At 61.6% G+C, this 22025-nt stretch carries 18 protein-coding genes; 3 read left to right on the plus strand and 15 right to left on the minus strand.

All coding sequences use genetic code 11. From position 1 onward, the window contains the following. Window positions 1-57 precede the first annotated feature (57 nt). Both AB5Y82_RS16645 and AB5Y82_RS16650 read right to left on the minus strand, forming a co-directional pair. The gene (locus tag AB5Y82_RS16645; protein ID WP_005334204.1) at window positions 58-450 is read right to left on the minus strand and encodes a DUF2750 domain-containing protein; all 393 of its coding nucleotides are present in this window, start codon (window positions 448-450) and stop codon (window positions 58-60) included. A gap of 159 nt (window positions 451-609) precedes the next feature. Next, window positions 610-1158, minus strand: a complete 549-nt coding sequence (locus AB5Y82_RS16650) for a hypothetical protein (protein WP_111899686.1) — start codon at window positions 1156-1158, stop codon at window positions 610-612. A gap of 245 nt (window positions 1159-1403) precedes the next feature. Between AB5Y82_RS16650 and AB5Y82_RS16655 the strand changes: the two genes are divergently transcribed. After that, a complete protein-coding gene (locus AB5Y82_RS16655) occupies window positions 1404-1652 on the plus strand; it encodes a TIGR02647 family protein (RefSeq protein WP_005334209.1) in 249 nt (82 codons plus the stop codon). Here AB5Y82_RS16655 and AB5Y82_RS16660 read toward each other — a convergent pair. The 11 genes from AB5Y82_RS16660 to AB5Y82_RS16710 form a co-directional block, all read right to left on the minus strand. Then, a complete protein-coding gene (locus AB5Y82_RS16660; RefSeq protein WP_111899685.1) occupies window positions 1639-1944 on the minus strand; it encodes a hypothetical protein in 306 nt (101 codons plus the stop codon). The genes AB5Y82_RS16655 and AB5Y82_RS16660 overlap by 14 nt on opposite strands. Window positions 1945-2034: 90 nt before the next feature. Beyond that, the gene (locus tag AB5Y82_RS16665) at window positions 2035-2244 is read right to left on the minus strand and encodes a cold-shock protein (RefSeq protein ID WP_005302803.1); all 210 of its coding nucleotides are present in this window, start codon (window positions 2242-2244) and stop codon (window positions 2035-2037) included. Window positions 2245-2452: 208 nt separating this feature from the next. Next, window positions 2453-3553, minus strand: a complete 1101-nt coding sequence (locus AB5Y82_RS16670) for a dihydrolipoamide acetyltransferase family protein (RefSeq protein ID WP_111899684.1) — start codon at window positions 3551-3553, stop codon at window positions 2453-2455. Then, window positions 3550-4536, minus strand: coding sequence for an alpha-ketoacid dehydrogenase subunit beta (locus tag AB5Y82_RS16675; protein ID WP_111899683.1), 987 nt, complete (start codon window positions 4534-4536; stop codon window positions 3550-3552). Before AB5Y82_RS16675 ends, AB5Y82_RS16670 begins: the two co-directional genes overlap by 4 nt. After that, entirely contained in the window at window positions 4529-5617 is a 1089-nt protein-coding gene (gene pdhA / locus AB5Y82_RS16680; protein ID WP_005334214.1) for a pyruvate dehydrogenase (acetyl-transferring) E1 component subunit alpha, read from the minus strand. Before pdhA ends, AB5Y82_RS16675 begins: the two co-directional genes overlap by 8 nt. A gap of 286 nt (window positions 5618-5903) precedes the next feature. After that, window positions 5904-6773 carry a hypothetical protein gene (locus AB5Y82_RS16685; protein WP_368174260.1) on the minus strand — a complete coding sequence of 290 codons (870 nt, stop codon included), beginning with the start codon at window positions 6771-6773 and terminating at the stop codon, window positions 5904-5906. After that, a complete protein-coding gene (locus tag AB5Y82_RS16690; protein ID WP_368174261.1) occupies window positions 6770-10759 on the minus strand; it encodes an amino acid adenylation domain-containing protein in 3990 nt (1329 codons plus the stop codon). Before AB5Y82_RS16690 ends, AB5Y82_RS16685 begins: the two co-directional genes overlap by 4 nt. A gap of 126 nt (window positions 10760-10885) precedes the next feature. Beyond that, window positions 10886-11653 (minus strand): 2,3-dihydro-2,3-dihydroxybenzoate dehydrogenase, encoded by a 768-nt coding sequence (gene dhbA, locus AB5Y82_RS16695; protein WP_111899680.1) that lies wholly within the window; start codon window positions 11651-11653, stop codon window positions 10886-10888. Beyond that, the gene (locus AB5Y82_RS16700; RefSeq protein ID WP_111899679.1) at window positions 11650-12582 is read right to left on the minus strand and encodes an isochorismatase family protein; all 933 of its coding nucleotides are present in this window, start codon (window positions 12580-12582) and stop codon (window positions 11650-11652) included. Before AB5Y82_RS16700 ends, dhbA begins: the two co-directional genes overlap by 4 nt. Further along, window positions 12579-14225, minus strand: a complete 1647-nt coding sequence (locus AB5Y82_RS16705) for a (2,3-dihydroxybenzoyl)adenylate synthase (RefSeq protein WP_368174262.1) — start codon at window positions 14223-14225, stop codon at window positions 12579-12581. Before AB5Y82_RS16705 ends, AB5Y82_RS16700 begins: the two co-directional genes overlap by 4 nt. Next, complete coding sequence (locus tag AB5Y82_RS16710; protein WP_111899677.1) at window positions 14222-15370, minus strand: isochorismate synthase MenF; 1149 nt, start codon at window positions 15368-15370, stop codon at window positions 14222-14224. The genes AB5Y82_RS16705 and AB5Y82_RS16710 overlap by 4 nt, the downstream gene beginning before the upstream one ends. Window positions 15371-15636: 266 nt before the next feature. Between AB5Y82_RS16710 and AB5Y82_RS16715 the strand changes: the two genes are divergently transcribed. Together AB5Y82_RS16715 and AB5Y82_RS16720 are read left to right on the plus strand one after the other, a co-directional pair. Beyond that, window positions 15637-17589: a TonB-dependent receptor gene (locus AB5Y82_RS16715; RefSeq protein WP_159143469.1), complete on the plus strand. Its 1953-nt coding sequence runs from the start codon at window positions 15637-15639 to the stop codon at window positions 17587-17589. 125 nt (window positions 17590-17714) lie between these two features. Then, window positions 17715-18779 carry a 3-deoxy-7-phosphoheptulonate synthase gene (locus tag AB5Y82_RS16720; protein WP_368174263.1) on the plus strand — a complete coding sequence of 355 codons (1065 nt, stop codon included), beginning with the start codon at window positions 17715-17717 and terminating at the stop codon, window positions 18777-18779. 77 nt (window positions 18780-18856) lie between these two features. On the opposite strand, the gene AB5Y82_RS16725 is transcribed toward AB5Y82_RS16720, so the two are convergent. Both AB5Y82_RS16725 and AB5Y82_RS16730 read right to left on the minus strand, forming a co-directional pair. Then, a complete protein-coding gene (locus AB5Y82_RS16725) occupies window positions 18857-19855 on the minus strand; it encodes a LacI family DNA-binding transcriptional regulator (protein ID WP_042080223.1) in 999 nt (332 codons plus the stop codon). A 177-nt stretch (window positions 19856-20032) separates the two neighbouring features. Beyond that, window positions 20033-21934 carry a transglycosylase SLT domain-containing protein gene (locus tag AB5Y82_RS16730; RefSeq protein ID WP_111899674.1) on the minus strand — a complete coding sequence of 634 codons (1902 nt, stop codon included), beginning with the start codon at window positions 21932-21934 and terminating at the stop codon, window positions 20033-20035. Window positions 21935-22025: the final 91 nt, after the last annotated feature.

A 22025-nucleotide genomic window follows, 5' to 3' on the forward strand; every position in this document is an offset into this window, starting at 1 on the left:
GACCCCGCCAGATAGCGGGGTCTTTGTTGGCAACCGGTGTTGCGAATCGAGCGGTGATCAGCCGCGTTTGGCCTGCTTCTCGGCAATGGCGTCAGCCACGTCAGCCGGCTCCAGTACGATGCCTTCCTGATCCGGGGTCGGGAACACGGCAACACACAGCTCGTCCTGCTCCATACCGTCAACCCAGCGCTCCAGCCACACCTTCAGGGTGATGGACTGCGGCTTGCAATCGGCCCACTCGCCTTCGGCCCACGCCTTGGCGTACTCCGGGTGCGGCCATACCGGGATGCAATCTTCATCGTCTGTGGTCAGCATCATGACGCCATGCTCGTCAGTCAGGACGAACAGCTCTTCATGCTCGACCAGCTTGCTGATGAAGTGATCGTAACGGTAGTCAGCGTTCAGTTGCAGCGCGGCATTGCGCTCGGTGTCGCTCAGTTCATAGCTCATTGGCCAAGTCTCTCTCTCGATAAAGGGCGCCATGTTCACATCTTGTCGTCAGCTTGTCCAGCTTGCAGCCCCTTGGCACCGGATGGGGAGGACAATGACGCAAATAAGGATAGAGCAGCCTCCTCGATAACGAGACCGCTAGCCATCATATTGCCCCTTTTACAGCGCAGGGGTGATCAGCTCCACATCAGGCTGCTCGCTCAGCTTTTGCCGCAGCCAGTAGGCGGACTCCACCTCGACAAAGCAGAGCAGATCCCGGCCATTGGCCGCCATCGCCATCAGCTGCTCAAAACGCAGCTGTTGTTGCTGCTCCCAGGCGGCAGCGAGTTTCACCCCGTGGGCTTCATCCACCACTTCGCGACGCAGCTCGAACAGGTTATCGGTGATCGGGCTGTTGATCTTGGCGGCGCAGTGCCAGTACATCAGCAGGTTATCCATCATCTCGCTGTCGTAGTTGGCCAGCGCATCCAGCTCGGGTGTATCACCGCTGTCGCTGGCGGCAAAATCACACCAGCCCGCATCGAGTGACGCCAGCTCATGAGCCCCATTGGCATGCTTGCGTAACAGTGCAATGTCGGCCCCCTTGCGTGCAGGTAACCACACCTCGCCCTGATAGGCATCCAACAGGGACGTCAACGAAGCAGCGGGGTAAACCGGAAAGCGGGTACAAAGTGAATGCAGCAGGGATACCAGAGTGATCTTGACCATGAGCGATACCTTGAACAGGGCGAACAGCCACCAATAGACCGTCCGATATAAAGAAGTGCCCTATCCTACCACGTTTGGTCCGGCTCGGCCCTTGGCGAAGCTGTCAGCCAACCATCTGATTACGCCGAAAAAAACAGCATTTGAAACACAGCATCCAGCCAAAGATCAATAATTTGAGCCAGCGCCCACTAAAGTGGATCCGGGGATGCTAGTTTGCATACATCTTTAGCGTAAGGAGTAAATCCATGATTGGGATCGACCAGGTTTCTAACGAATTCGTGAACGATTTGAAAATACTGGCATGCTTTGATCCGGCCAACATGAGCCTGGGGATTAAATTACGCAGCGATATGTCTGAAGAGTTGTGCCAAGCGGCAGCCCGTCTGCATCAACAGGGGCTCATCAGCGCAGAAGATGGCGGCTATCTCACCCCGTTTGGCATGACCATGGTTGAACACCTGCAACATCTGTTGGTCGCACTCAAACCGCTTTGACCGGCTGTGGTGCCCAGAGCGAAAAGTTGAGTAGCTCCCAGCGCTCCCCTTGGTGAAGATGACAGGCAAACAGCAAAGGACCTTCGGGTCCTTTTACTTTGCCATCCACCAGCCACTCCCCCTCCCTTTCAGGTACCTGTCGCGCATTTACCTCATCGGGTTGCAGCGCAGCACCTATTCGGACCTGGACAAACTGCTGGCAGATCACCTGCGCTTCCATCGCGGATTGAACCGGTACCGGCGCATCGGACGTCGGAGTCAAGGTGGCAGCAAGCAGGAGCGATAGCAGCATGATTCAGCACATGGGAGTCAGTAGCAGAAGCCATATAAACAAAAAGCCGTGGCACCAGAGGTACCACGGCTTTCTTAAATTCTGTAAGAATTACAGAGCGGTTACGTTCTCAGCCTGCGGGCCTTTCTGACCTTGGGTCACAGAGAACTGTACGCGCTGACCTTCAGCCAGGGTACGGAAACCGTTACCTTGAATGGCGCTGAAGTGAACGAAAACGTCCGGGCCGTTTTCTTGCTGGATGAAGCCAAAACCTTTGGTTTCGTTGAAAAACTTAACGGTACCGGTGATCATGTTAGACATATCTTTTAAACCTGTATTCAAAATAATTACTTATGCTTTTCAGCGGGTAAAGCTCAAAAAACGGGATTAACTTATGAACAACAGGACAAGATGTGAAACATCGTATTCATTGACATAACTATCGCCCTTTCAAGCTGGTTTGGATTATACGTGGCTTTGTAGATTACGCAAACAAATTTGTGCCCTGCCAACGGCAGGGCACAAACCGTTATAAGGTGGCCGCTTCCAACGCTTCCACCAGTGCTCTGAGAAAACGAGCCGCCTCCCCGCCAGTACAGGCTCTGTGGTCAAATGTCATCGACAGCGGCAATGCCCTGACGGGACGCGCTTCACCATGGATGAACACCACTTTTTCGAACAGTTTGCCTGCCCCTATGATGGCCACCTGCGGCGGCGTGACGATAGGGCTGGCATAACGGCCAGCGATGGCGCCGAAGTTGGTGAGCGTAATGGTCGCCCCCTGCAACATCTCGCGCGGCACGGCGCGCGCCTTCACATCGGCGATCATCCGATCCAGCCCCTGCCGGATATCTGCCCCCTCCCGCTCGGCCACGTTCTCCATCACCGGCACATAAAGGCCATGCTTTGAATCCACCGCGATGGCCACATTGACCTCTTTGAACAGCCGCCGTGACAGGGTGTCGCCATCAAACCAGGCATTCATCGAGGGCTCTGCGCGGCACGCCACGCCAATGGCCTTGATAAGGCGCACCGTCACATCCTCATCAGGGCGCCAGTGACGCAAATCCACCTCGTCGGTGATGCTGACCGGCACCACAGTCTGATGAGAGAGCTCCATCGCCTTGGCCATGGCCCGCCGTGACCCTTTAAGGAATTCGTTGCCACTGCTCTGCTGGGCCTCGAATGCCTGCTGCACATCCAGCTCGGTCACCATGCCGCCGCTGCCACTTCCCTTGAGCCGGTCGATTTCCAGACCCAGCTTCTGCGCCAGCAGGCGCACGGCAGGCATGGCTTGCACCAGCGATCCCCCCGGGGCAATGGCCCCCACCACGAAGTGATCCTCGATATGTTGCTGATGGGCGCTCACCTTGCCCACCACAGTGCCATCATCCTCCCCCCCCTCGAACTCCACCAGCGGCGCACCGATATGGAGGATATCCCCTTCGGCGCCGCAGAGACGGGCAATCACCCCGGCCACCGGAGAGGGCACATCCACCAGCGCCTTGGCCGTTTCCACCGACAAGAGCACCTGATCGACCGCGACGGTATCACCGGCACTCACCTTCCACTCGACGATCTCGGCTTCGGCCAACCCTTCACCCAGATCCGGTAATTTGAAAAATTTCATAGCCACTGGTTCTCCATCAGCTGGTGAGCGGCATCGGCGATATCCTGCTCGGTGATGAGGTAATACGCCTCGTTGCGATAGTAGGGGACGGCGGCATCCACCCCGGTCAACCGTTTGGGTGGCGCCTTGAGGCTGGGAAGTGCCTGCTCGGTCACCCGCGCCACAATTTCGGCCCCGGCCCCGAAGCTGCCACACGCTTCGTGTACCACCAGCAAGCGGCCGGTCTTGCGCACCGAGGTGAGGATGGTCTCCATATCCAGCGGCTTGATGGTGGCCAGATCCAGCACCTCGCACTGGATATCCTGCTCGGCCAGCAGGTTCGCCGCCCGCATCACCTCCTGAATGCAGGCCCCCCAGGCCACTACCGTGATATCGCGGCCAGGGCGCAGGGTGAAGCAGACATCCAGCGGCAGGCCGACACCGTCATCCACCACCTCGGATTTCATCGAACGGTAGATGCGATCGGGTTCGAAAAACATCACCGGATCCGGATCGCGGATGGCCGAGAGCAGCAGGCCATAGGCGCGTCTCGGGCTGGAGGGGATCACTACCCGTAGCCCAGGGATATGGGCAAACAGCGCCTCGACGCTCTCGCTGTGATGTTCAGGCGAATGAATGCCCGCACCATACGGGGAGCGATAGACAAGAGGACAGGAGAGGCGGCCACGGGTGCGGTTTCGCATCCGCGCCGCCTGACAGATGATCTGCTCCATCCCGGGGAAGATAAAGCCCTGAAACTGGAACTCAGCCACCGGCTTGAGCCCCTGGGTCGCCATGCCGACCGCCACCCCGGCGATCAATCCCTCGGCCAGCGGCGTGTCGATCACCCGCTTGAAACCGAACTTGTCGCGCAGGCCCACAGTGGCGCGAAACACCCCGCCGTTGACCCCCACATCCTCGCCCAGTACCACCACATCCGGGTCGTGCTCCATCTCGTAGTGAAGGGCCATGTTGACCGCTTCCAGCAAACTGATCTCACTCATGGCCAACCTCCTGCTTCATCCCCTTGGCAATCACTCGCTCGCGCTGGGGCAGGAGTTCGGCGGGCAGGCTGGCGTAGTGATAATCGAGCATCGCCTCCGGCGGCTGGGGCGCCATCGCCTCATAACGGGCGACCGCCTGCTCTACCTCTCGGGTGGCCTCCGCCAGCAGGCTCTGCTCCTGCTCTTCATCCCACCAGCCTTTGTTGTGCATAAACTGGCGCAGCCGCTTGACCGGCTCTTTCGCCCAGGCGGCCTCGACCTCGGCCCCGTCGCGATAGCGAGTGGCATCGTCGGCCGTAGTGTGATCGCCGAGGCGATAACTGACCGCCTCGATCAGGGTCGGCCCCTTGCCGCTGCGGGCCCGTTCGACGGCAATGCGGGCAGCATCGTAGACCGCCACCACATCGTTGCCATCCACCTGCAGGCTGCGCACCCCTGCACCAATACCCTTCTGGGCCAGCGTAGGAGCGCTCGATTGCAGCTTGCGCGGCACCGAGATGGCCCACTGGTTGTTGTTGACGATGATGACCATCGGCAGGTGCCAGACACCGGCGCAGTTGAGCCCCTCCAGAAAATCCCCCTTGGAGGTGCCGCCGTCGCCGATGGTGACCACGGCAACCCGCGGTTGATTACGCAGTTTGAAAGCCGAGGCAATACCGCAGGCGTGGGTGATCTGGGTGGCGATGGGGACGCAGATGGGGAGATCTTCAGAGGGAGTCCCATCGGGTTTGAGAAAATAACTGCCCCGCTCGTCACCACCCCAATATTGCAAGTTCTTCTCCATCGGCACGCCACGCACATAGAGGGTGGGCATGTCCCGATAGTAGGGGACGTAGACATCCTGCGGCTGCATGGCCAGACCAATGCCAATCCCCACGGCTTCTGCGCCGAGATGGGAGGGAAAAGTACCGAGTTTGCCGGTTCGTTGCAGCGCAATCGCTTTTTTGTCATAGCTGCGCACCATCACCATATTGCGGTAGAAGGTGTGCAGTATCGCCTTGTCCAGCCAGGTCGGTAAGGTGGCGACCGGGCACCCTTCCGCATCGAGGTAACGAAGGAAAGGGATGTCGACATGGGTCATAACTGGCTCCTTGCCGTTGTAAGCGTCACCGATGCTGGTGACACCTAGATGTAAATACCTTGTTAAATAAAAAGCAAAGGGATTTACTCAGGTAAGACCAGTAGAAACTTCTTTAAAGTAGCGAAGGAGCTGAATTTTCGGCGATGAGTGGCAAGGTATGCCGTAAATGGTGCAACTTTGCAGCGCTGAATGCAGGATGCAAAATGTGAAAAAGGGGAGCCTTGCTCCCCCATTGAGTTACTTCAGTTAGCTGTTACTTCTTGTCAGGTGTTACTCCAACCAGCAGTTACGCCAGCCAGTGTTGCAGCTGGCGGGCCATGCCAACTGGCAGCAAGTGAGCGCGGCTTAGCAAGCGGCTGCGCCAGGGCTCGGCCAGCAAGGTCGGGCAAATTCGCATCTCCCGTCCCCGGTCAGCCACGCGCACCAACCTGTCGATAAGAGTCTCCAGCGGCGGATGCGCCGGCCAGTGAGGATAGAGGTCGGCCGTCGCGATCCCGGCCAGCTCGCACACCCGCTCCTCTTCCTCATTTCCCTTTCCATCAGCCATTGGCCAAGGGTGAAGCACCTGCAGCCAGCCCGGCCGTGCGGCCTCCAGCAACTGGCCCAGCGTCGGCTGCGCAAAGTGGGGATCCCCTGCGGCTTTGAGCAGATGGCGCGCCCCCGCCAGCACCACCACGCCGCGCGGGGGAAGTGTTAGAAGATAGTCGGCCAGCGCCTGATCCCGCCCCCTGTTGTGCTGCTGCCAGCGCTCCGGACTCATCTCCTGCCACTCGAATAAGGGCTCGCAGAGATGCACCCGCAGCCGCATATGTTCAGGGCGCGCCATATTGCTCTGGCGCAGAGCGGAAAAGAGAGCCGGAAACTCGGGGGCCATCCAGGCGGGAAAGGCACAGGAGTCGAGCCAGACCGGATAGAGTCGTGCCAGCGTCAGCGGCTCCCCCTGCCAGCTCTCCTCCCCCGCCAACCAGGCATCGAGCAAGCCTTGATGGCGGCGGTTGCCGCACTCCAGCACCAGATCGGTCATGATTCCCCAGAGTGCCGGATCGCAGAGCCAGGCGTGCTGGCGTCGGATAAAATCCGGGTGCCAGTGCGGCTCCCCCAGCCCCACCAGTTTGCCCGCCTGCAATGCTTCCCGGATGGCGGCAACCGGGGTCATGCGCCCCCCTCCTGCCGGATGTGCGGTTGTTGTCCGACCCCATCGACCCGCTCACAAATAAAAGCGCCGATCTTTGCCAGCCAGCCGGGATGCACCATCTCCTGATGCAGGCAGGGGAAGTGCTCATAGCGGATCTCCCCTTTTGTCAGCGACTCCCAACCGCGCCCATCCAGCCAGGGCTGGCGAGAGGCTGACGCCTCGATAAAGATCACCTCCCCGTGGTAGCAGTAGTCGACCGGCTGGCGGATCAGCCGGTTGTTGTGGCCCACCAGCTCAATCATGGCGCCAACCACCTGCTCGTCGAGCATGGCCAGCGCACTCCCCTCTGCCCCCAGTCGGGCCACCACGTCGTCGCGAGTAAGGGAATCGAGCGCATCGTCCGCAACCGCAATGCCTCCCATCCGCAGCAACGCATCGAGCATCCGCTGCTCGTCGGGCAGCGGCTGGGTTTGCCACTGCTGACAGGGGTAGGCATCGAGCAGCAGCACCATGGCCACCTCCTGTCCCTGCTCTTGCAGCATCGCGGCCATCCGGTGCACCAGCATGCCCCCGAGCGACCAGCCGAGCAGCCAGTAGGGCCCCTCGCTCTGTTGACGACGCAGCTCGGTCACATAGTCGAGAGCCAGCTCGTCGAAACTGGCGGGCAGCGGCGCATCCGGCTGACAGAGCGCCCGCGCCTGCAGGGCATAGACCGCCATGTCGGTCGGCAGATGGGGCACCAACGGCGCATAACACCAGCCGAGCCCGCCGGCGGGGTGGACGCAAAAGAGAGTGGGGCCCGATGTACCAGACTGCGCACCGGGCGCCCGCAGGGGCAACAGCATGGGCATTGCCTCCCGCTCGCCGCCAAGACGGCGCGCCAGCTGGGCGGGGCTCGGCGCTTCGAACAGGCTGGCCAAGGTGAGAGTCTGTCCGATTGATTCCTCAATACGCACCACCAGCTGTGCAGCCAGCAAAGAGTGGCCGCCGAGGGCAAAGAAGTTATCGTCGGCGCCGACTCGCGCCAGCCCCAGTACTTCGGCGAAGAGGCGACAGAGCCGCTCCTCCAGCAGGGTTTTTGGCAGTGACTGACCGACCGCTGACGCCATATCAGGCAGCGGCAACCCCTTGCGATCCAGCTTGCCATTGGGGGTGAGTGGCAGCTCGGCCAGGTTTACCAGGAGCCCCGGCACCATGTAGTCAGGCAAGGCAGCACCAAGGGCAGGTGTAAGCTCGGCCAGCGTCAACTCGCTACTATCTGCGGCCACCACATAGGCCACCAGACGGCGATCATCGGGGGCAAATTCGGGGGCCAGCACTACCGCCTGCGCTACCCGGGGATGGCGCAGCAGCACCTGTTCGATCTCCTCCAGTTCGATGCGTTGACCACGGATCTTCACCTGAAAATCGAGGCGCCCCAGATACTCGATGGCACCATCCTCGCGCCAGGCGGCCAGATCGCCGCTGCGATAGAGCCGTCCCGCCCCGAAGGGGTTGGCAATAAAGCGCTCGGCGGTGAGCTCGGGCTGGCCAAAGTAGCCCTCCGCCACCTGCACGCCGCCGATCCAGAGCTCCCCCGCTACACCGGGGGGCACCGGCTGCAACCAGGGGTCGAGAATGTGGATGCAGGTATTCCAGACCGGATAGCCGATGGGCACGCTGGTCACCGCCTCGTCTGCCCGGCAGGGATACCAGGTGACATCCACCGCCGCCTCGGTCGGGCCATAGAGGTTGTGCAGGGGGGCTGAAAATGTTCCATACCAGCGTTGCACCAGATCGGCGGGCAGCGCCTCGCCGGAGCAGAAGACCTGCCGCAGGGCGCGGCAACGGGCAGGCTCGGCCTGAGTGACAAAGATCTGCAGCATGGAGGGGACAAAGTGCAAGGTGGTGATCTCGGCCTGCTCAATCAGCTCGGCAAGGTAGGTGGGATCCTTGTGGCCACCCTGTTTGGCGAGCACCAGCCGCGCCCCGGTCATAAAGGGCCAGAAGAACTCCCAGATGGAGACATCGAAACCGGCCGGGGTCTTTTGCAGCACCCGATCCGCCGGGCCAATGGGATACATGTGCTGCATCCAGAGCAGCCGGTTGACGATGGCGCCATGGCTCACCACCACCCCTTTGGGCCGACCGGTCGAGCCTGAGGTGTAGATGATGTAGGCCGCATCTTCCGGCCCGGGGGCTGGCAGCTTACAAGGTGCTGTCGTTGCCAACTCTACCGCCGCCAGCTGCTCTGCCACACCGGGGGCATCGAGGCAGACAAGTGGCGCCGCCACATCGAGCGGCATCTGAAGCGTATGGCTGGTCAACACCAGCGCAGGATCGCTACTGGCGAGAATGTAGCCGATCCGCTCCGCCGGATAGTCCGGATCAACGGGCACGTAGACGGCACCCACCGCCATGATGGCCTGCTGGGCGAGAATCAGCTCGGGAGAGCGCGGGATCACCACCGCCACCCGGCAACCGGGGCCCACGCCCCTCCCTGCCAGATAGCATGCCAGCTGGCGGGTACGCTGGCGCAGCTCGGCCACACGCCAGCGCTCGGCGCCACACTCCAGCGCGATGGCGCTCTGATCTGCCGCCGCCAGCCCCTCGGCCAGCAGTGCGCTCAGGGTGGTGGTCGGCAGAGGATGGTCGGTTTGGTTCCAGCGCACCAGCTCAGCCTGCTCGCAGGGTAGCAACAGCGGCAAACGTACCGCTAGGGCCTCGTCATCCGCCTCACTCCAGGCGGCGAGATAAGCTACCAGCCGGGCCAGATGACGTTCACTCTCCTGTTGGCTGAAGCGCCCCTGATGTGCTTCGAGGGTCAGGGTCATCGCGCCTGCCTCCTCGGCAAAGTAGAAGGCGCACTCCTCCACCGGCCCCGCCGCCAGCACCTGAACCTCACCACGAACCAGGTTGTGCCCTTCACCAAAGCTGAGGGTGCGGGCAAAGGGCATCAAATTGACCTGAGGGCCAAACAGCGGCTGGCCCGGCTGACGCTGTTGCAACCACTCCTGGCGGCAGCCCTGATGGCGGCGCAGGGCGGCAAATTGCCGCTCGACCTGTGCCAGCAACTCCCCTACCCGGCTGGTGCCGCTCAGCTCGATGCGCAGGGGCACCACATTGACCTTCATGCAGGGGGTATCGGCCGCTGCTGAGCCCAGCCGCCCCATCAGCGGAATACCCAGCACTACCTCGCCAGCACCGCTCATCCGCTGCACATAGCTGGCCACTGCCGCCAGCAGCAGGCTGTAGGGGTGACAGGCAGAGCGACTCGCTCGCTCTGCCAGTACCTGCCACTGGCGGCCAGCCAGCCGCTGTTCAAGACGATATGTGGGGCCCGGCCCTTGCGCCGGACGGCGGGAGAGCGACGCAGGATTCTCCACCCCGGCCAGCTGCTGCACGAAAAAATCGCGATCCCGCGCAGCGCGCGGCGAATCCTGATAGGCCGCCTCTTCGGCCAACAACTCCTGCTGGGTCGCATAACGACAGGGGGCTGGCTGCTCGCCGATGCAAAGCGCCTCATACCAGCTCGCCACCCGCTGGCAGAGCAGGCTCAGGCCAAAGCCGTCGATGGCGATATGGTGCACGGCGATAAACCAGGCCCACCGCCCCTCGCCAAGGCGATAGAGGGTGGTGGCAAACAGCGGCCCCCCGGCCAGATTGAAGGGGACGGCCAGCTGCACACGCATCTCGGCCTGCGCGGCTGCAAGCGGGTCGGCTTCGCTGCGCAGATCCCGCTCTGCCAGCTGCCAGCAGGCGGGGTTGGCCATCATCTGCGGGCCATCCGCAGTGGCCACAAAGGCGCAGTGCAGACCGGGGATTTCGTCGATGGTCTGGCGCACCGCACGGGTGAAGTGATGGGGAGCCAGCGCCCCCTCCAGCAGCCAGTACTCACCGGTATTGCAGGAGGGGCTCTGTGGATATTTGTGCTGGGCAAACCAGATGCCCGCCTGAGCAGTGGTAAGTGGCCAGCGTGGGTGCTCACCACGCTGATGGGTGGCGCGCATCGCCATTGTCTGTTCCATGGGAATGTCCTTGCGCAAACATCGAGCGAGCAGTGGCTTGCCCCTGCCCGCATGGCTGAAAAGCGAGGAGGCCAGGCCTCCTCCATAAAGTAGAGTGTCACGCCTGCCAGATCGGCAGCGCGCGGGCTAGACCCCCAGAGTGGCACCGCCATCGACCACCAGATCCTGCAGGGTGATATGGCTGGCGGCATCGGAGGCGAGAAACAGCACGCAGGCGGCAACCTCGTCGGGGGTCCCAAGTTTGCCAAGGGGGATCCCCAGCTTGAACTGCCCGGGCAGGCCCGCGATGGTGCGTAGCTCTCCTTCCTGCTGCTCCGCCTCCCCCTCCTGCCACATGCCGTACAGCATCGGGGTTCGGGTCGAGCCCGGCGACACCAGATTGCAGCGCACCCCATAGGGGGCAAGTTCCAGCCCTGCCGTTTGAGTGAGGCTGGTCAGCGCCGCCTTGGAGGCACCATAGATGCCCATCCCCACTCGCGGCACCCGACCGGCATTGGAGGAGACATTGACGATGGTGCCCCTGCGCCGTCCCTGAAACCAGGGGGTCAGGGCCCGCATCAGGTAGAAGGGGGCGAAGGTGTTGATGGCGAAGGTGTGCTGCAAGAGGGCGTCATCCACCTCATCGATCCTGCCGGTCGCCAGTACGCCCGCGACATTGACCAGCACATCGGGCCCCAGCCCCTCGTCGAGCAGCTGTTCGCAGCAGCGGGTCAAGGCCTCGCTGTCGCTGACATCGATCACCACCCTCTTCACGTTGCCGGGCAGTGCCTCGGCCAGTTGCAGATCGAACGCCACCACGCTGGCCCCCGCCTCGGCAAAGGTGCGCGCCACCGCATGGCCAATTCCCTGCGCTGCTCCGGTCACCCAGACGATTCTGCCTTGCCACTCGCTCATGGGGTGCACTCCGGTTCGCTGACGTGATCTTCGTTGGCCTGATAAGCCGTGGCCTGACTGACATTAAGCTGACGGGAGAGGAGCGCCCACCAATGGGCCAGGGTCGGCGTGCGGGCCAGCTCGGCCAGCTCCACCACCAGCCCCTGCTGACGCCACTCCTCCACCAGCCCCATCACAGCCAGCGAGTCGAGACCGTAGTCGAGCAGGTTGTCATCCTCGGTGGGCTGCTCCTGCTGCATCTCGGCAGGCAACCGTGCCAACACCTGAGCCCGTAGCGATTCGCGAGTCAGGGGGCGTTTGCTGGCCGCCATCACCTCGGCCACGGTAATCACCCGACCTGCATTGCGGCTGACGTAGGATAGCGCCAGCAGATGATCCTCGCGGGAGAAGTCGGCGATGGCATCTGCCACCAGGAAGGGGCGGATATCGCGCATAAAGGCATCGACCGCCGTCTGCATCACCCCGATATGGCCGTAGATGCCGCAGATCACCAGCTGATCCCGCCCCCATTCGGCCATCAGCTCGGCCAGCGGTGAGCGGCAAAAAGCGCTGTAGCGCCACTTGGTCAGCACCGTATCCTGCGGCTCGGGCGCCAGCGCAGGAACGATTGGTTGGCGCTCCGGCGCTCGGGTCAACCCCGGCCCCCACATGTCGTTGAGCAGCGCCCGATCGGCCTGACTCTGCTCGGCGGGCTGGGCGGTATAGACCACCGGCATGCCAAGAGCTCGCGCCTGACGGATCAGGGTGGCGATATGGTCGATAACCTGATTGATCAGCGGATTGTCCGGCCCGTAGAAGTCGACGAAATAGTGCTGCATATCGTGGACCAGCAAGGCGGCACGGCCCGGTTCGAAGGGCCAGTTCACCCGCCCGGTTGGCAGCTCCTCGGCGGTAGGCAGCGGATAGGCGGCGAGGGATTGAATGGTCATGCACACTCCTTGGCGAGCTGCTCGCGCAGCGTCTGTTTGTCTATCTTGCCGACCGGGGTGTGAGGCAGTTTATACACCAGCACCAGGCGATCGGGTAGTTTGTAATCGGCCACCCCCTGCTCGCGCAGGAAACGGCGCAAACGGGGCAGATTGAGGGGCTCGCGGCACATCAAAAAGGCGCAGCTGCGCTCCCCGAGCATGGGATCCGGCATGGCGACCAGCGCCGCCTGCCGCACCTCCGGGTGGGTCAGCAACAGCTCTTCAATTTCGAGGGCGTCGATCTTCTCCCCACCTCGGTTGATCTGATCCTTGTTGCGCCCCACCACCATCAGATGACCGCCGGGCAAGCGGCAGACCAGATCGCCGGTGCAGTAGAAACCGTCCCGGTCAAAAGCCCGCTGATTGTGGGCATCGGCCTGGAAGTAGCCGCGAAAGGTGTAGGGGCCACGCGTCCAGAGCTCGCCGCACTCACCATCGGGCAAGGGGCGTCCGTCGCTATCCCGCACCTCCACCTCGTCGCCCGGGCTCATCGGGCGGCCCTGGGTATTGACGATGTGCCACTGGTCATCCTCGATGCGGGTGTAGTTGACCAGCCCCTCGGCCATGCCAAACACCTGCTGCAAGCGGCAATCAAGGCGGCTCGCTACCGCATCGGCATGAGCCGGGCTGAGGCGCGCGCCCCCCACCTGCACACACTCCAGAGAGGTCTGCGGATAGTGGCTGGCCGCCTCCAGCCAGAGCGCCAGAGCCGGTGGCACCAGTGCCGCCCAGTTGACCTGATGGCGCTGCACCAGCGGCAGACAGGTTGCGGCGGAAGGGTCCTTTGCCAGCACCACGCAGCCACTGGCATAAAACACCCCGAGTGCCCCGGGGGAGCTCAGGGGAAAGTTGTGGGGCGCTGGCAGAGCGCATAGATAGATCACCCGCTCATCCCAACCGCACACCGCCACGCTCTGGCGCACGCTGTAGCCATAGTCATCGTGGGTACGGGGGATCAGTTTGGGGGTGCCGGTGCTGCCGCCGGAGAGCTGGAAAAAAGCGACTTGATCAGCCGGGGTAGGAGTTGGCGCGATAGCCGTCAGCGGCGAACCATCAGCACGGGCTATCGGGTCAGGCTGACACCATGCAAATCCTGACTGAAGATCGGAGCCTTCTACCTGCTCGAACAGCAGTGTCTGGCAAGAAGGCGATACCCGCTCACCAAGGACCGCCAAGCTCCCCGCTTCACCGGCAAAGCCGGGATGGGAGGGGGTGAGTACCAGCAAGGCGGGCTCAATCTGGCGGGCAAAGGCCACCAGCTCGCGCCGCTGATGGCTGTAGAGGGCATGCACCGCCACCACGCCGCAGCGGATCAGGGCAAACCAGCAGATATAGAACTCGGCGCAGTTGGGCAACTGCACCAGCGCGGTATCTCCGTGGCCCAGCCCGTGCGCGGCCAGCCGCGCCGCCAGCGCATCAACCTCACGCTTTAACTGGCCATAACTGAGGGTTCGCTCGCCGCAGATCAGGGCCGTGCGCTCGGGATAACGTTCGGCGGAGTCATCGAACAGGGCGGTGAGCGGTTGTCCGCGCCACCAACCTTGTGCCCGGTAGTGGGCAGCCAGCTCGGCGGGCCAGGGGGTAAAGGGTACCAGCGGCTTCATGCAGTTACCTCCGGCTCCCGGCTTTCGAGGCCGAAGGCACGCAACATGGTGCCGAGCTTGGCGGCAGTCTCCTGCCACTCCGCTTCCGGCGAAGAGCCCACCACTACCCCGGCGCCGGCATAGAGCCGCAGCTGCTTGCCGGCCAGCACGCCACAGCGAATGGTGACCACCCACTCGCCATTGCCATCGGCATCCATCCAGCCGACAGCGCCACAGTAGAAACGGCGATCGTACCCCTCAAGCCGGGCGATGGCCTGACGCGCTGCCGAGAGCGGCGTTCCGCACACCGCCGGTGTCGGGTGCAGTGCCAGCGCCAGAGCCAACACGGGAGAGGGTTCATGGAGCCGCCCGGCGATACGGGTCGAGAGGTGCCACATGGTAGGAGTGGCGATCACCTGCGGCTCCGTGGGGACATCCAGCTCGCGGCAGAAGGGAGAGAGGGCCGCAGCGACTGCATCGGCCACCAACGCATGTTCATAGCGATCCTTCTGCGCACCCAGCAGTTCGGCACTGGCCGCCTGTTGATCGGAAAACGCGTGGCGCGGACGGGAGCCCGCCAGCGGATTGCTCACCACCGCCATCTCGCTGCGCGATACCAGCAGCTCGGGGCTCGCGCCAAGCAGGGTCTCCTCCTCCGGCAACGGGATCTGGAACACATAGGCCCCCGGATTCTGGGCTAGCAGAGAGCCATAGGCGTGTGCGGGTGAGGTCTGCTCTGCGCTCTGCACGTCGATGGCGCGTGACAGCACCACCTTCTCAAGCTGGCCCTCACTGAACTGCTGCAGCGCTGCCCGCACCGCCCCCTGATAGTGGGCAGCGCCCGTTACTTCGCTCACCTCGCCATGGAGCTGGCAACAACGGGCGGGCAACATCGCATCCCTTGCGACCCACTGCGATTGCGCCGGGATCACCAAATGCCAGGGGGATTGGGTATCAAACGGAATGGCGCCGATGGCGATGGGATTGGCCATCCCCTGCTGGCGCAACTGACGCAGATGGGCGAGCAGCTTCTCCGGCGGGATGCCGATAAAACTGTCGTGGATACCGGAAGCAACCAGAACCCTGTCACCGCTGGCAAAACAGCACGCTTTATCCAGCCCGGCAGTTGCTGCGGGCCACTCTCCTTCCAGTGCATGGTCACACATGACGGTGCTACTCCTTGGAATGAATCACAGCCTGACACGACTTAAAGTGAGTCATTTGACTCACCAGATATCAGGGTGAACGGCATCCTAACAAGGAGCGAAAAAACGATCAATACAAATGAGAATCAATTTCATTAACTTCTTTTTAGTCAAAAGAAGGTGACGAACGAAACTGAACTTCGCCGATAAAAAAGAGTTGCGATCGGAGCAAATTCAACTTGATAATGATAACGCTTATCATTTGAATGTTATGGAAGATGTAAATAATGAAATCCTCAACCTCCCGTTTTATTGCTCCCAGCCTGCTGGCCACCACCATCGTCACTCTGCTGACCCAGCAAGCCATCGCCGCCAGCAACGCCCCTCAAGCCGATGAGGTGATCACCGTCACCACCACGGCGCACAATACCCGCTCGGCACCGGCCTCCATCTCTGTCATCACGGCCGAACAGATCGCCGCCGCGCCCGTCAATGACCTTGCCGACCTGCTGCGCCACGAAGTGGGCATTCAGGCTGAAGCTGACACCAATGGCCGCAGCGATATCGGCATTCGCGGCATGTCCGGCAAGTACACCCTGGTACTGGTGGATGGCAAACGCCTCTCCTCCTCCAATGCCCTGTGGCGCGGCGGCAACTTCGACAACACTCCCGTGCCCCTTGGCATGATCCAGCGGGTCGAGGTGATCCGTGGCCCCATGTCGGCACTTTATGGCTCCGATGCCATCGGTGGTGTCATCAACATCATCACCAAGCAGCCGGGCAAAACCTGGCAAGGGGCGGCCGATGCCGACTTCAAAGCCATCGAGGGCAAGGATGGCGGCGATCAGCACAGAACCAACCTGGGCTTTACCGGCCCGCTGACCGACAACCTGCTGATCCGGATGAACGGCGAGGTGTATGACCGTCAAGCCTGGACCCCCACCGAAGCTGCTGACGGTATCCCCCTTATCGAAGCAAAGCAGACCCGCAACTTCGCCTCTACCCTGAGCTGGCTGGTGGATGAGCAACAACGCTTCGAGCTGGATTACCTCTACAACCAGGATGAGCGGCCTCTCGATATCTTCCGCAAAACAGGCAACAAGGTGCACAGCCGCCAGCAGCAAAACGATCGCAACCTGTTTGGTCTGACCCACAAGGGGAACTGGAGCTGGGGTGACACCACCGTCATGGCCAACTACGAGACTTCCCAGATCGACGACTTCAACACCAGCTACTCTGCCCCACAGCAGCGGGAGCTGGAAGAGAACACCTTGACCCTCAAGGGCTATACCAACCTGGCGCTGGCCAACCACTACCTGACCCTGGGTGGTGAATATCTGGATCGGGAGCTGGTGGATGCGGTGAGCTACAAGGATATCGGCGGCAAAGAGAGTCACTCTCAGGAGGCACTGTTCGCCCAGGATGAAATTGGCCTGACCGACAGCCTGACCTTCACCCTGGGCGGCCGTTACGATCACCACGAGATCTACGGCAGCCACTTCACCCCGCGCGGCTATCTGGTCTATGAGATGAACGATGTGGTGACAGTGAAAGGCGGTGTCAGCCAGGCCTTCAAGGCACCGGCACCACACCAGTACTCCAACGGTTACAGCATCGAGAGCTGCGGCGGCAGCTGCCGCATCTATGGCAGTGACAAGGTCAAGCCTGAAACCAGCACCAACTACGAGCTGGGTGTCATCGCAGGAGAAGGGATCTGGGAGACCAGCGCCACCCTGTTCTACTCCGACATCGACGACATGCTCACCTTCAAACAGCTGCCGAACTCCACTGACCGCACTTGGTACAACCTGGAGAAAGCCACCACCAAGGGGCTGGAGCTGACCGGCAAGCTCGATCTCACTGACAGTATCAACCTTGGCGCCAACTACACCTACCTCAAGGCTGAAGGCGATCAGGGTCAGGCTCTGCCCGAGCGGCCGGAGCACAAGGCCAATGCCAAGATCACCTGGCAGGCCACCGAGCGGGTCAATGCCTTTGTCGGCACCACCTACACCGGCACCCAGTTTGCCGAGCAGACCGTCAACAAGGTTGTCGTACTGCACAAGCTGCCCAGCTATCAGACCTTCGATCTCGGCACCGGCTTCAAGGTCACCGAGAACTTTGACCTGCGACTGGGGATCAACAACCTGACCGACGTGCGCCTGCAAGAGAAAGATACTGTCTTCCAGAACGTGGAACCGGGTCGCAGCTACTACGTCAGCGGCTCAGCCCGCTTCTAAGGTAGCCAAGGTCGATATAACAGAGCGCGGGCCCATGCCCGTGCTCTGTTAACCAAGAGAATAAGGGGAAGATCCCCACTGGACAGCAAAGAGCATGCAGATTTCCATTTTCATCAGGATCGCTCATGTTCACCTCACTTCTGAATGCTTCACCCCTTGCCACCCTGCCCACCCCTGACGAGATGTTAAAGGCCAGACCCTATCCAGCACGGCTCGCTCGCCAGATCGCTCGCAGCCGCCAGCAAGCCCGCCATATTCTGCAGGGAGAGGATGATCGCCTACTGCTGGTGATCGGCCCCTGCTCCATTCACGATCCGGCAGCCGCCCGCGACTATGGTGGCCGGCTCGCTGAACTGCAGGGCCAATACGGGGAGCAGCTGCAACTGGTGATGCGCACCTATTTCGAAAAGCCGCGCACGACGCTCGGCTGGAAAGGATTTATCTTCGATCCCGACCTCGATGGCAGCGATCAACTGGAAAAGGGCCTATCCCAGGCTCGGGAGTTACTGTTGGCACTTGGACAGGAAGGGCTCGCCTGTGCCACCGAATTTCTCGATCTCACCAGCATGCTCTATCTGGGGGATCTCATCAGCTGGGGTGCCATCGGCGCCCGCACCACCGAATCCCAGCTCCACCGCCAACTGGCCTCGGCCCTTCCCTGCCCCATCGGTTTTAAAAACGGTACAGACGGCAATATCCGGATCGCGGTCGAGGCGATCCTCGCCAGCCGGGCAGCCCACCTCTATACCCAACCTTCAGGTGATGGCCAGCTGGCACTGGTGCGCAGCCATGGCAACCCCAACTGCCACCTGATCCTGCGCGGTGGCCGCCAGCCAAACTATCAGTGCAGTCATGTGGCAGAGGCTGGCGAGCTGCTGCGCCAGCATCATCTCTCCCCTCGCCTGATGATCGATTGCAGCCACGGCAATAGCCAGAAACAACATGCCCGCCAGCTGCTGGTTGCCCGTGACATTGCCGACCAGCTGGGTGCTGGTAGCCATGCCATCGCCGCCATCATGGTGGAAAGTTTTATCTGCGAAGGGCGTCAAGAGATTGACAGCAAACCGCTGCGCTACGGCCAGTCGATCACCGATAGCTGCATCGGCTGGGAACAGACAAGGCAGCTGCTCGATATGGTGGCAGAAGGGGTGGAGGCGCGCCGTCAGCAGCGGATCGCCCTGGCGGGATAAATGGCGGATTATTCAGATAACGCAGAAAACAGTGTGGCCCCGATGGGGCCACACTGTTGTTCGCTGTTTGACACTCGTCAGGCGACTGACTCCCGCTCCACCAGCTGGGCTTCAAACTTGAGCGCCAGGCCGTCCACCGGCTTGTGATCGAGCAGACGCAGCGCCAGCTCGGCGGCGCGGCTGCCCATCTCCTCGATGGGGTAGCGCACCGTGGTGAGCTTGGGATAGATGTAGCGGGCGTAGGGGATATCGTCGAACCCCACCACCGATACCTGCTGCGGGATCTTGTAACCCCGCTCCAGCAGGCAAGAGATAGCCCCCGCCACCATGCCGTCGTTGAAACCGAGCACGGCCGTGAACTCGACACCACGGGCCAGCAATTCACTCATCGCCACATATCCGCCATTTTCGTCGGCATAGGCGCGGCTGACGAGAGCAGGCTCAAAGGCGATCCCGGCTCTCGCCAGAGTCTGGGTGTAACCGGCCATCCGCTGCTGACCATCGACAAACTCTTCATCATCGGAGGTGATAAAAGCGATGTTGCGATGACCGGCATCCAGCAAGTGCTGGCACGCGGTGGTGATCCCCGCCTGGTTATCGAGCCAGACGCAGCGATCTTCCGCGCCCGGCACCTGACGGTTGATAAACACGATGGGGGTAGAGCCTGCCGCCAGCTCGCTCAGCTCCTCGTCCGGGAGCGCCTTGCTGTGGAGGATCAGCGCATCGCACTGTCGCTGCAGCAGCGCCTGAATGGCGTGACGCTCGCGCGCGATATCGTGGTTGCCAGACATGACGATGGTGAACTTGTTGGCCTGATCGACCATGGTTTCGATGCCACGCATCATCTGGGCAAAGAAGGGGCCGCCGCAGAGGTCGCCAACCAGCACGCCAATGCAGTTGGAACGCTTGCTGACCAGTGCCTGGGCAAAACTGTTGGGTCGAAAATTCAGTTCCTTCATGGCCGCCAGTACGGCCTCACGCTTTTCCGGTGCTACCTGTGCAGTGTTGTTGATAACCCGCGACACGGTGGAGATAGACACATTTGCCAGCTGAGAAACGTCTTTAATCGTTGCCACTATCCATTCCTTTATTGTGGGGGAACCTGTCGGTGCCGACGCCCGAGTATACCCTGCGGCCTGATGCAATTCCCGGAGCCAGGTCACCAGGCATGTTTCCTTTGGTAACAAAACCTTACCCGATGATACCCGGCAGCAGGGAAATTTGAAAACAGGGGCCGGCTGGCGGCCCCCGACTCAATAGGCGTGATTGAGCTCCCGCTCTGACATGAAGCGCAGCGGCTGCTGCAGCTTGTGCTGATAGATGAGATCGAACGACAACACGTTTTGCACGTAGTTGCGGGTCTCCTTGTAGGGGATGCTCTCGACCCACACGTCCATCGGCTTGTTGTCACTCTGCTCTCGCCAGCGTTTTACCCGTCCTGGCCCGGCGTTGTAGGCGGCCGCCGCCAGGATCCGGTTACCATCATAGACATCCAGCAAGCGCTTGAGATAGGCGCTCCCCAGACGAATATTCATCGTCGGATCAAACAGTTGCTGCTCGTTGCGATAGGGCACCCCCAGCTTGCCGGCAGTCTCTTTGGCAGTAGCAGGCATCAGTTGCATCAGACCGCGCGCCCCCACCGGCGACTGGGCCAACGGATAGAGGGCACTCTCCTGACGGGAGATGGCATAGAGCAAACTGGTGTTCATGGTGCGCTCTTGCGCCATCAGGGAGAAGGTGCGTTTGAGCGGCAGCGGGAAGCGCAGGTCGAGGGCATCCCACGCCTCGGCGCGAATGCTGGCGAGAATGGCCAGCTCGTGCCAGCCCTGATTGAGGGCGATATGACCAAACTCGATGCGCTGGGCCACCGGATTGCGATCCATGTTGTGGATCCACTCCGAACGGGCCGCCGCAATCTCGTTCATCGAGAGCAATTCGCGCACCCGCAACAGGAAGGGCCAGCGCTGACTGGCCGTGCGCCAGTCCGGTACATGCTTGACGCTCTGGTTCTTGATGCGATAAGGCACCCCGGTGCGCTGGGCGGCCATAAAGCCGTAGAAACCGCGCAGGTTGGCGGTCTCCAGATAGAGATCCCGCGCCGGTTTTTGCTGCCCCTGCACTTCAAGGGAGCGCGCCATCCAGTAGCGCCAGCGATCCTCTTTCTGACGGGCCATCGGCATCATCTTCACCCAGCCGGAGAGGCCACGCCAATCCTGTTCCCAAATCGCAAGACGTGCCCGCAGCTCGGTGATATCGGGATCCGCCAGCTTTTTCACCGTGCTGTCGACCCAACTGCGCTGGGCAATGGAGCGATCCAGCAGCAGGCGGCGGGCAATCGCACGCTCTACCGGTTTCACCTCGGCCTGGGTCAGGCCGAAACGGCTGCGAAACAGCGCAAGCTGGCGCAGCACCGACTCCGGCTCCTGATTGGCATAGCGGGTCAAACCGAGGGAGAGCAGCTTGCGGGAATAGGGGTTGCTGCTGAAATAGGCCGGGTTCATCGCCTTGGCGGGCTGCTCGAACAGGGTCACCATCTGATCGCCATAGCTCTGCAAGCCGCTACCCAGGGTCGCGCCAAGGTGGCGGATCAGATTGGGGTTTTCCGCCTCGAACGCCAGCGTCATCCGCTGCCAGATCTTCTCCTGGGTACGCTGACCGGATGCCTGCCACAGCTGGAACAGCGGGGAGCAGGCATCGGGGCGCGATTGACCACTCATCCAGATCTTGCCCGCCCCCTGCAACGCCTCTTTCGGCTTGCCGGTGTAATAGAGCGCCTGATAATGCATGCAGAGTAAATCGGTGGAGCTCGGCTTGGCCGGATAGAAGCGCAGGAACTGCGACCACTGCTGGCTCTGGGCCAGATAGGTCAGATAGCTGCGCTCCAGCCGGTTGGACTGGGGGGTATCCCCATGCTGGCGGATAAAGCGGGTCACATCGTTGTAATCGGCTGCCCCCGGACGAAAGGCGAGCTGATAGTAATCGAGGTAAGGGAGCAGGGGGTAATGGGTCAAACGGGCACGAATTTGCTGGAAACGGGCCTGATCATTGGCCCGTACGGCGTCATACGCCTGACGGTAGAGCGTCTGGTCGGCAGTCTGCGCCATCAGGGTCGGCACAAACAGCGCCGACAAAACAATTCCCCATACAGCTTTCACTGAACATCTCCATTGAGGGCAATACACCGCCCGGTGGCGGTGGGTCTACTGCCTCTCATTCTACCCGTTGCCGGGCAGCGCTACAGCGGGG

Source organism: Aeromonas sp. s13, assembly GCF_040907905.1.
Classification (GTDB): Bacteria; Pseudomonadota; Gammaproteobacteria; order Enterobacterales; family Aeromonadaceae; genus Aeromonas; species Aeromonas veronii.

What these genes read in the sequence shown, in the direction of transcription:
- AB5Y82_RS16645 (WP_005334204.1), bottom strand. Translation starts at nt 450, where the DNA reads ATGAGCTATGAACTGAGCGACACCGAGCGCAATGCCGCGCTGCAACTG.
- AB5Y82_RS16650 (WP_111899686.1), bottom strand. Translation starts at nt 1,158, where the DNA reads ATGGTCAAGATCACTCTGGTATCCCTGCTGCATTCACTTTGTACCCGC.
- AB5Y82_RS16655 (WP_005334209.1), top strand. Translation starts at nt 1,404, where the DNA reads ATGATTGGGATCGACCAGGTTTCTAACGAATTCGTGAACGATTTGAAA.
- AB5Y82_RS16660 (WP_111899685.1), bottom strand. Translation starts at nt 1,944, where the DNA reads ATGCTGCTATCGCTCCTGCTTGCTGCCACCTTGACTCCGACGTCCGAT.
- AB5Y82_RS16665 (WP_005302803.1), bottom strand. Translation starts at nt 2,244, where the DNA reads ATGTCTAACATGATCACCGGTACCGTTAAGTTTTTCAACGAAACCAAA.
- AB5Y82_RS16670 (WP_111899684.1), bottom strand. Translation starts at nt 3,553, where the DNA reads ATGAAATTTTTCAAATTACCGGATCTGGGTGAAGGGTTGGCCGAAGCC.
- AB5Y82_RS16675 (WP_111899683.1), bottom strand. Translation starts at nt 4,536, where the DNA reads ATGAGTGAGATCAGTTTGCTGGAAGCGGTCAACATGGCCCTTCACTAC.
- pdhA (WP_005334214.1), bottom strand. Translation starts at nt 5,617, where the DNA reads ATGACCCATGTCGACATCCCTTTCCTTCGTTACCTCGATGCGGAAGGG.
- AB5Y82_RS16685 (WP_368174260.1), bottom strand. Translation starts at nt 6,773, where the DNA reads ATGACCCCGGTTGCCGCCATCCGGGAAGCATTGCAGGCGGGCAAACTG.
- AB5Y82_RS16690 (WP_368174261.1), bottom strand. Translation starts at nt 10,759, where the DNA reads ATGGAACAGACAATGGCGATGCGCGCCACCCATCAGCGTGGTGAGCAC.
- dhbA (WP_111899680.1), bottom strand. Translation starts at nt 11,653, where the DNA reads ATGAGCGAGTGGCAAGGCAGAATCGTCTGGGTGACCGGAGCAGCGCAG.
- AB5Y82_RS16700 (WP_111899679.1), bottom strand. Translation starts at nt 12,582, where the DNA reads ATGACCATTCAATCCCTCGCCGCCTATCCGCTGCCTACCGCCGAGGAG.
- AB5Y82_RS16705 (WP_368174262.1), bottom strand. Translation starts at nt 14,225, where the DNA reads ATGAAGCCGCTGGTACCCTTTACCCCCTGGCCCGCCGAGCTGGCTGCC.
- AB5Y82_RS16710 (WP_111899677.1), bottom strand. Translation starts at nt 15,370, where the DNA reads ATGTGTGACCATGCACTGGAAGGAGAGTGGCCCGCAGCAACTGCCGGG.
- AB5Y82_RS16715 (WP_159143469.1), top strand. Translation starts at nt 15,637, where the DNA reads ATGAAATCCTCAACCTCCCGTTTTATTGCTCCCAGCCTGCTGGCCACC.
- AB5Y82_RS16720 (WP_368174263.1), top strand. Translation starts at nt 17,715, where the DNA reads ATGTTCACCTCACTTCTGAATGCTTCACCCCTTGCCACCCTGCCCACC.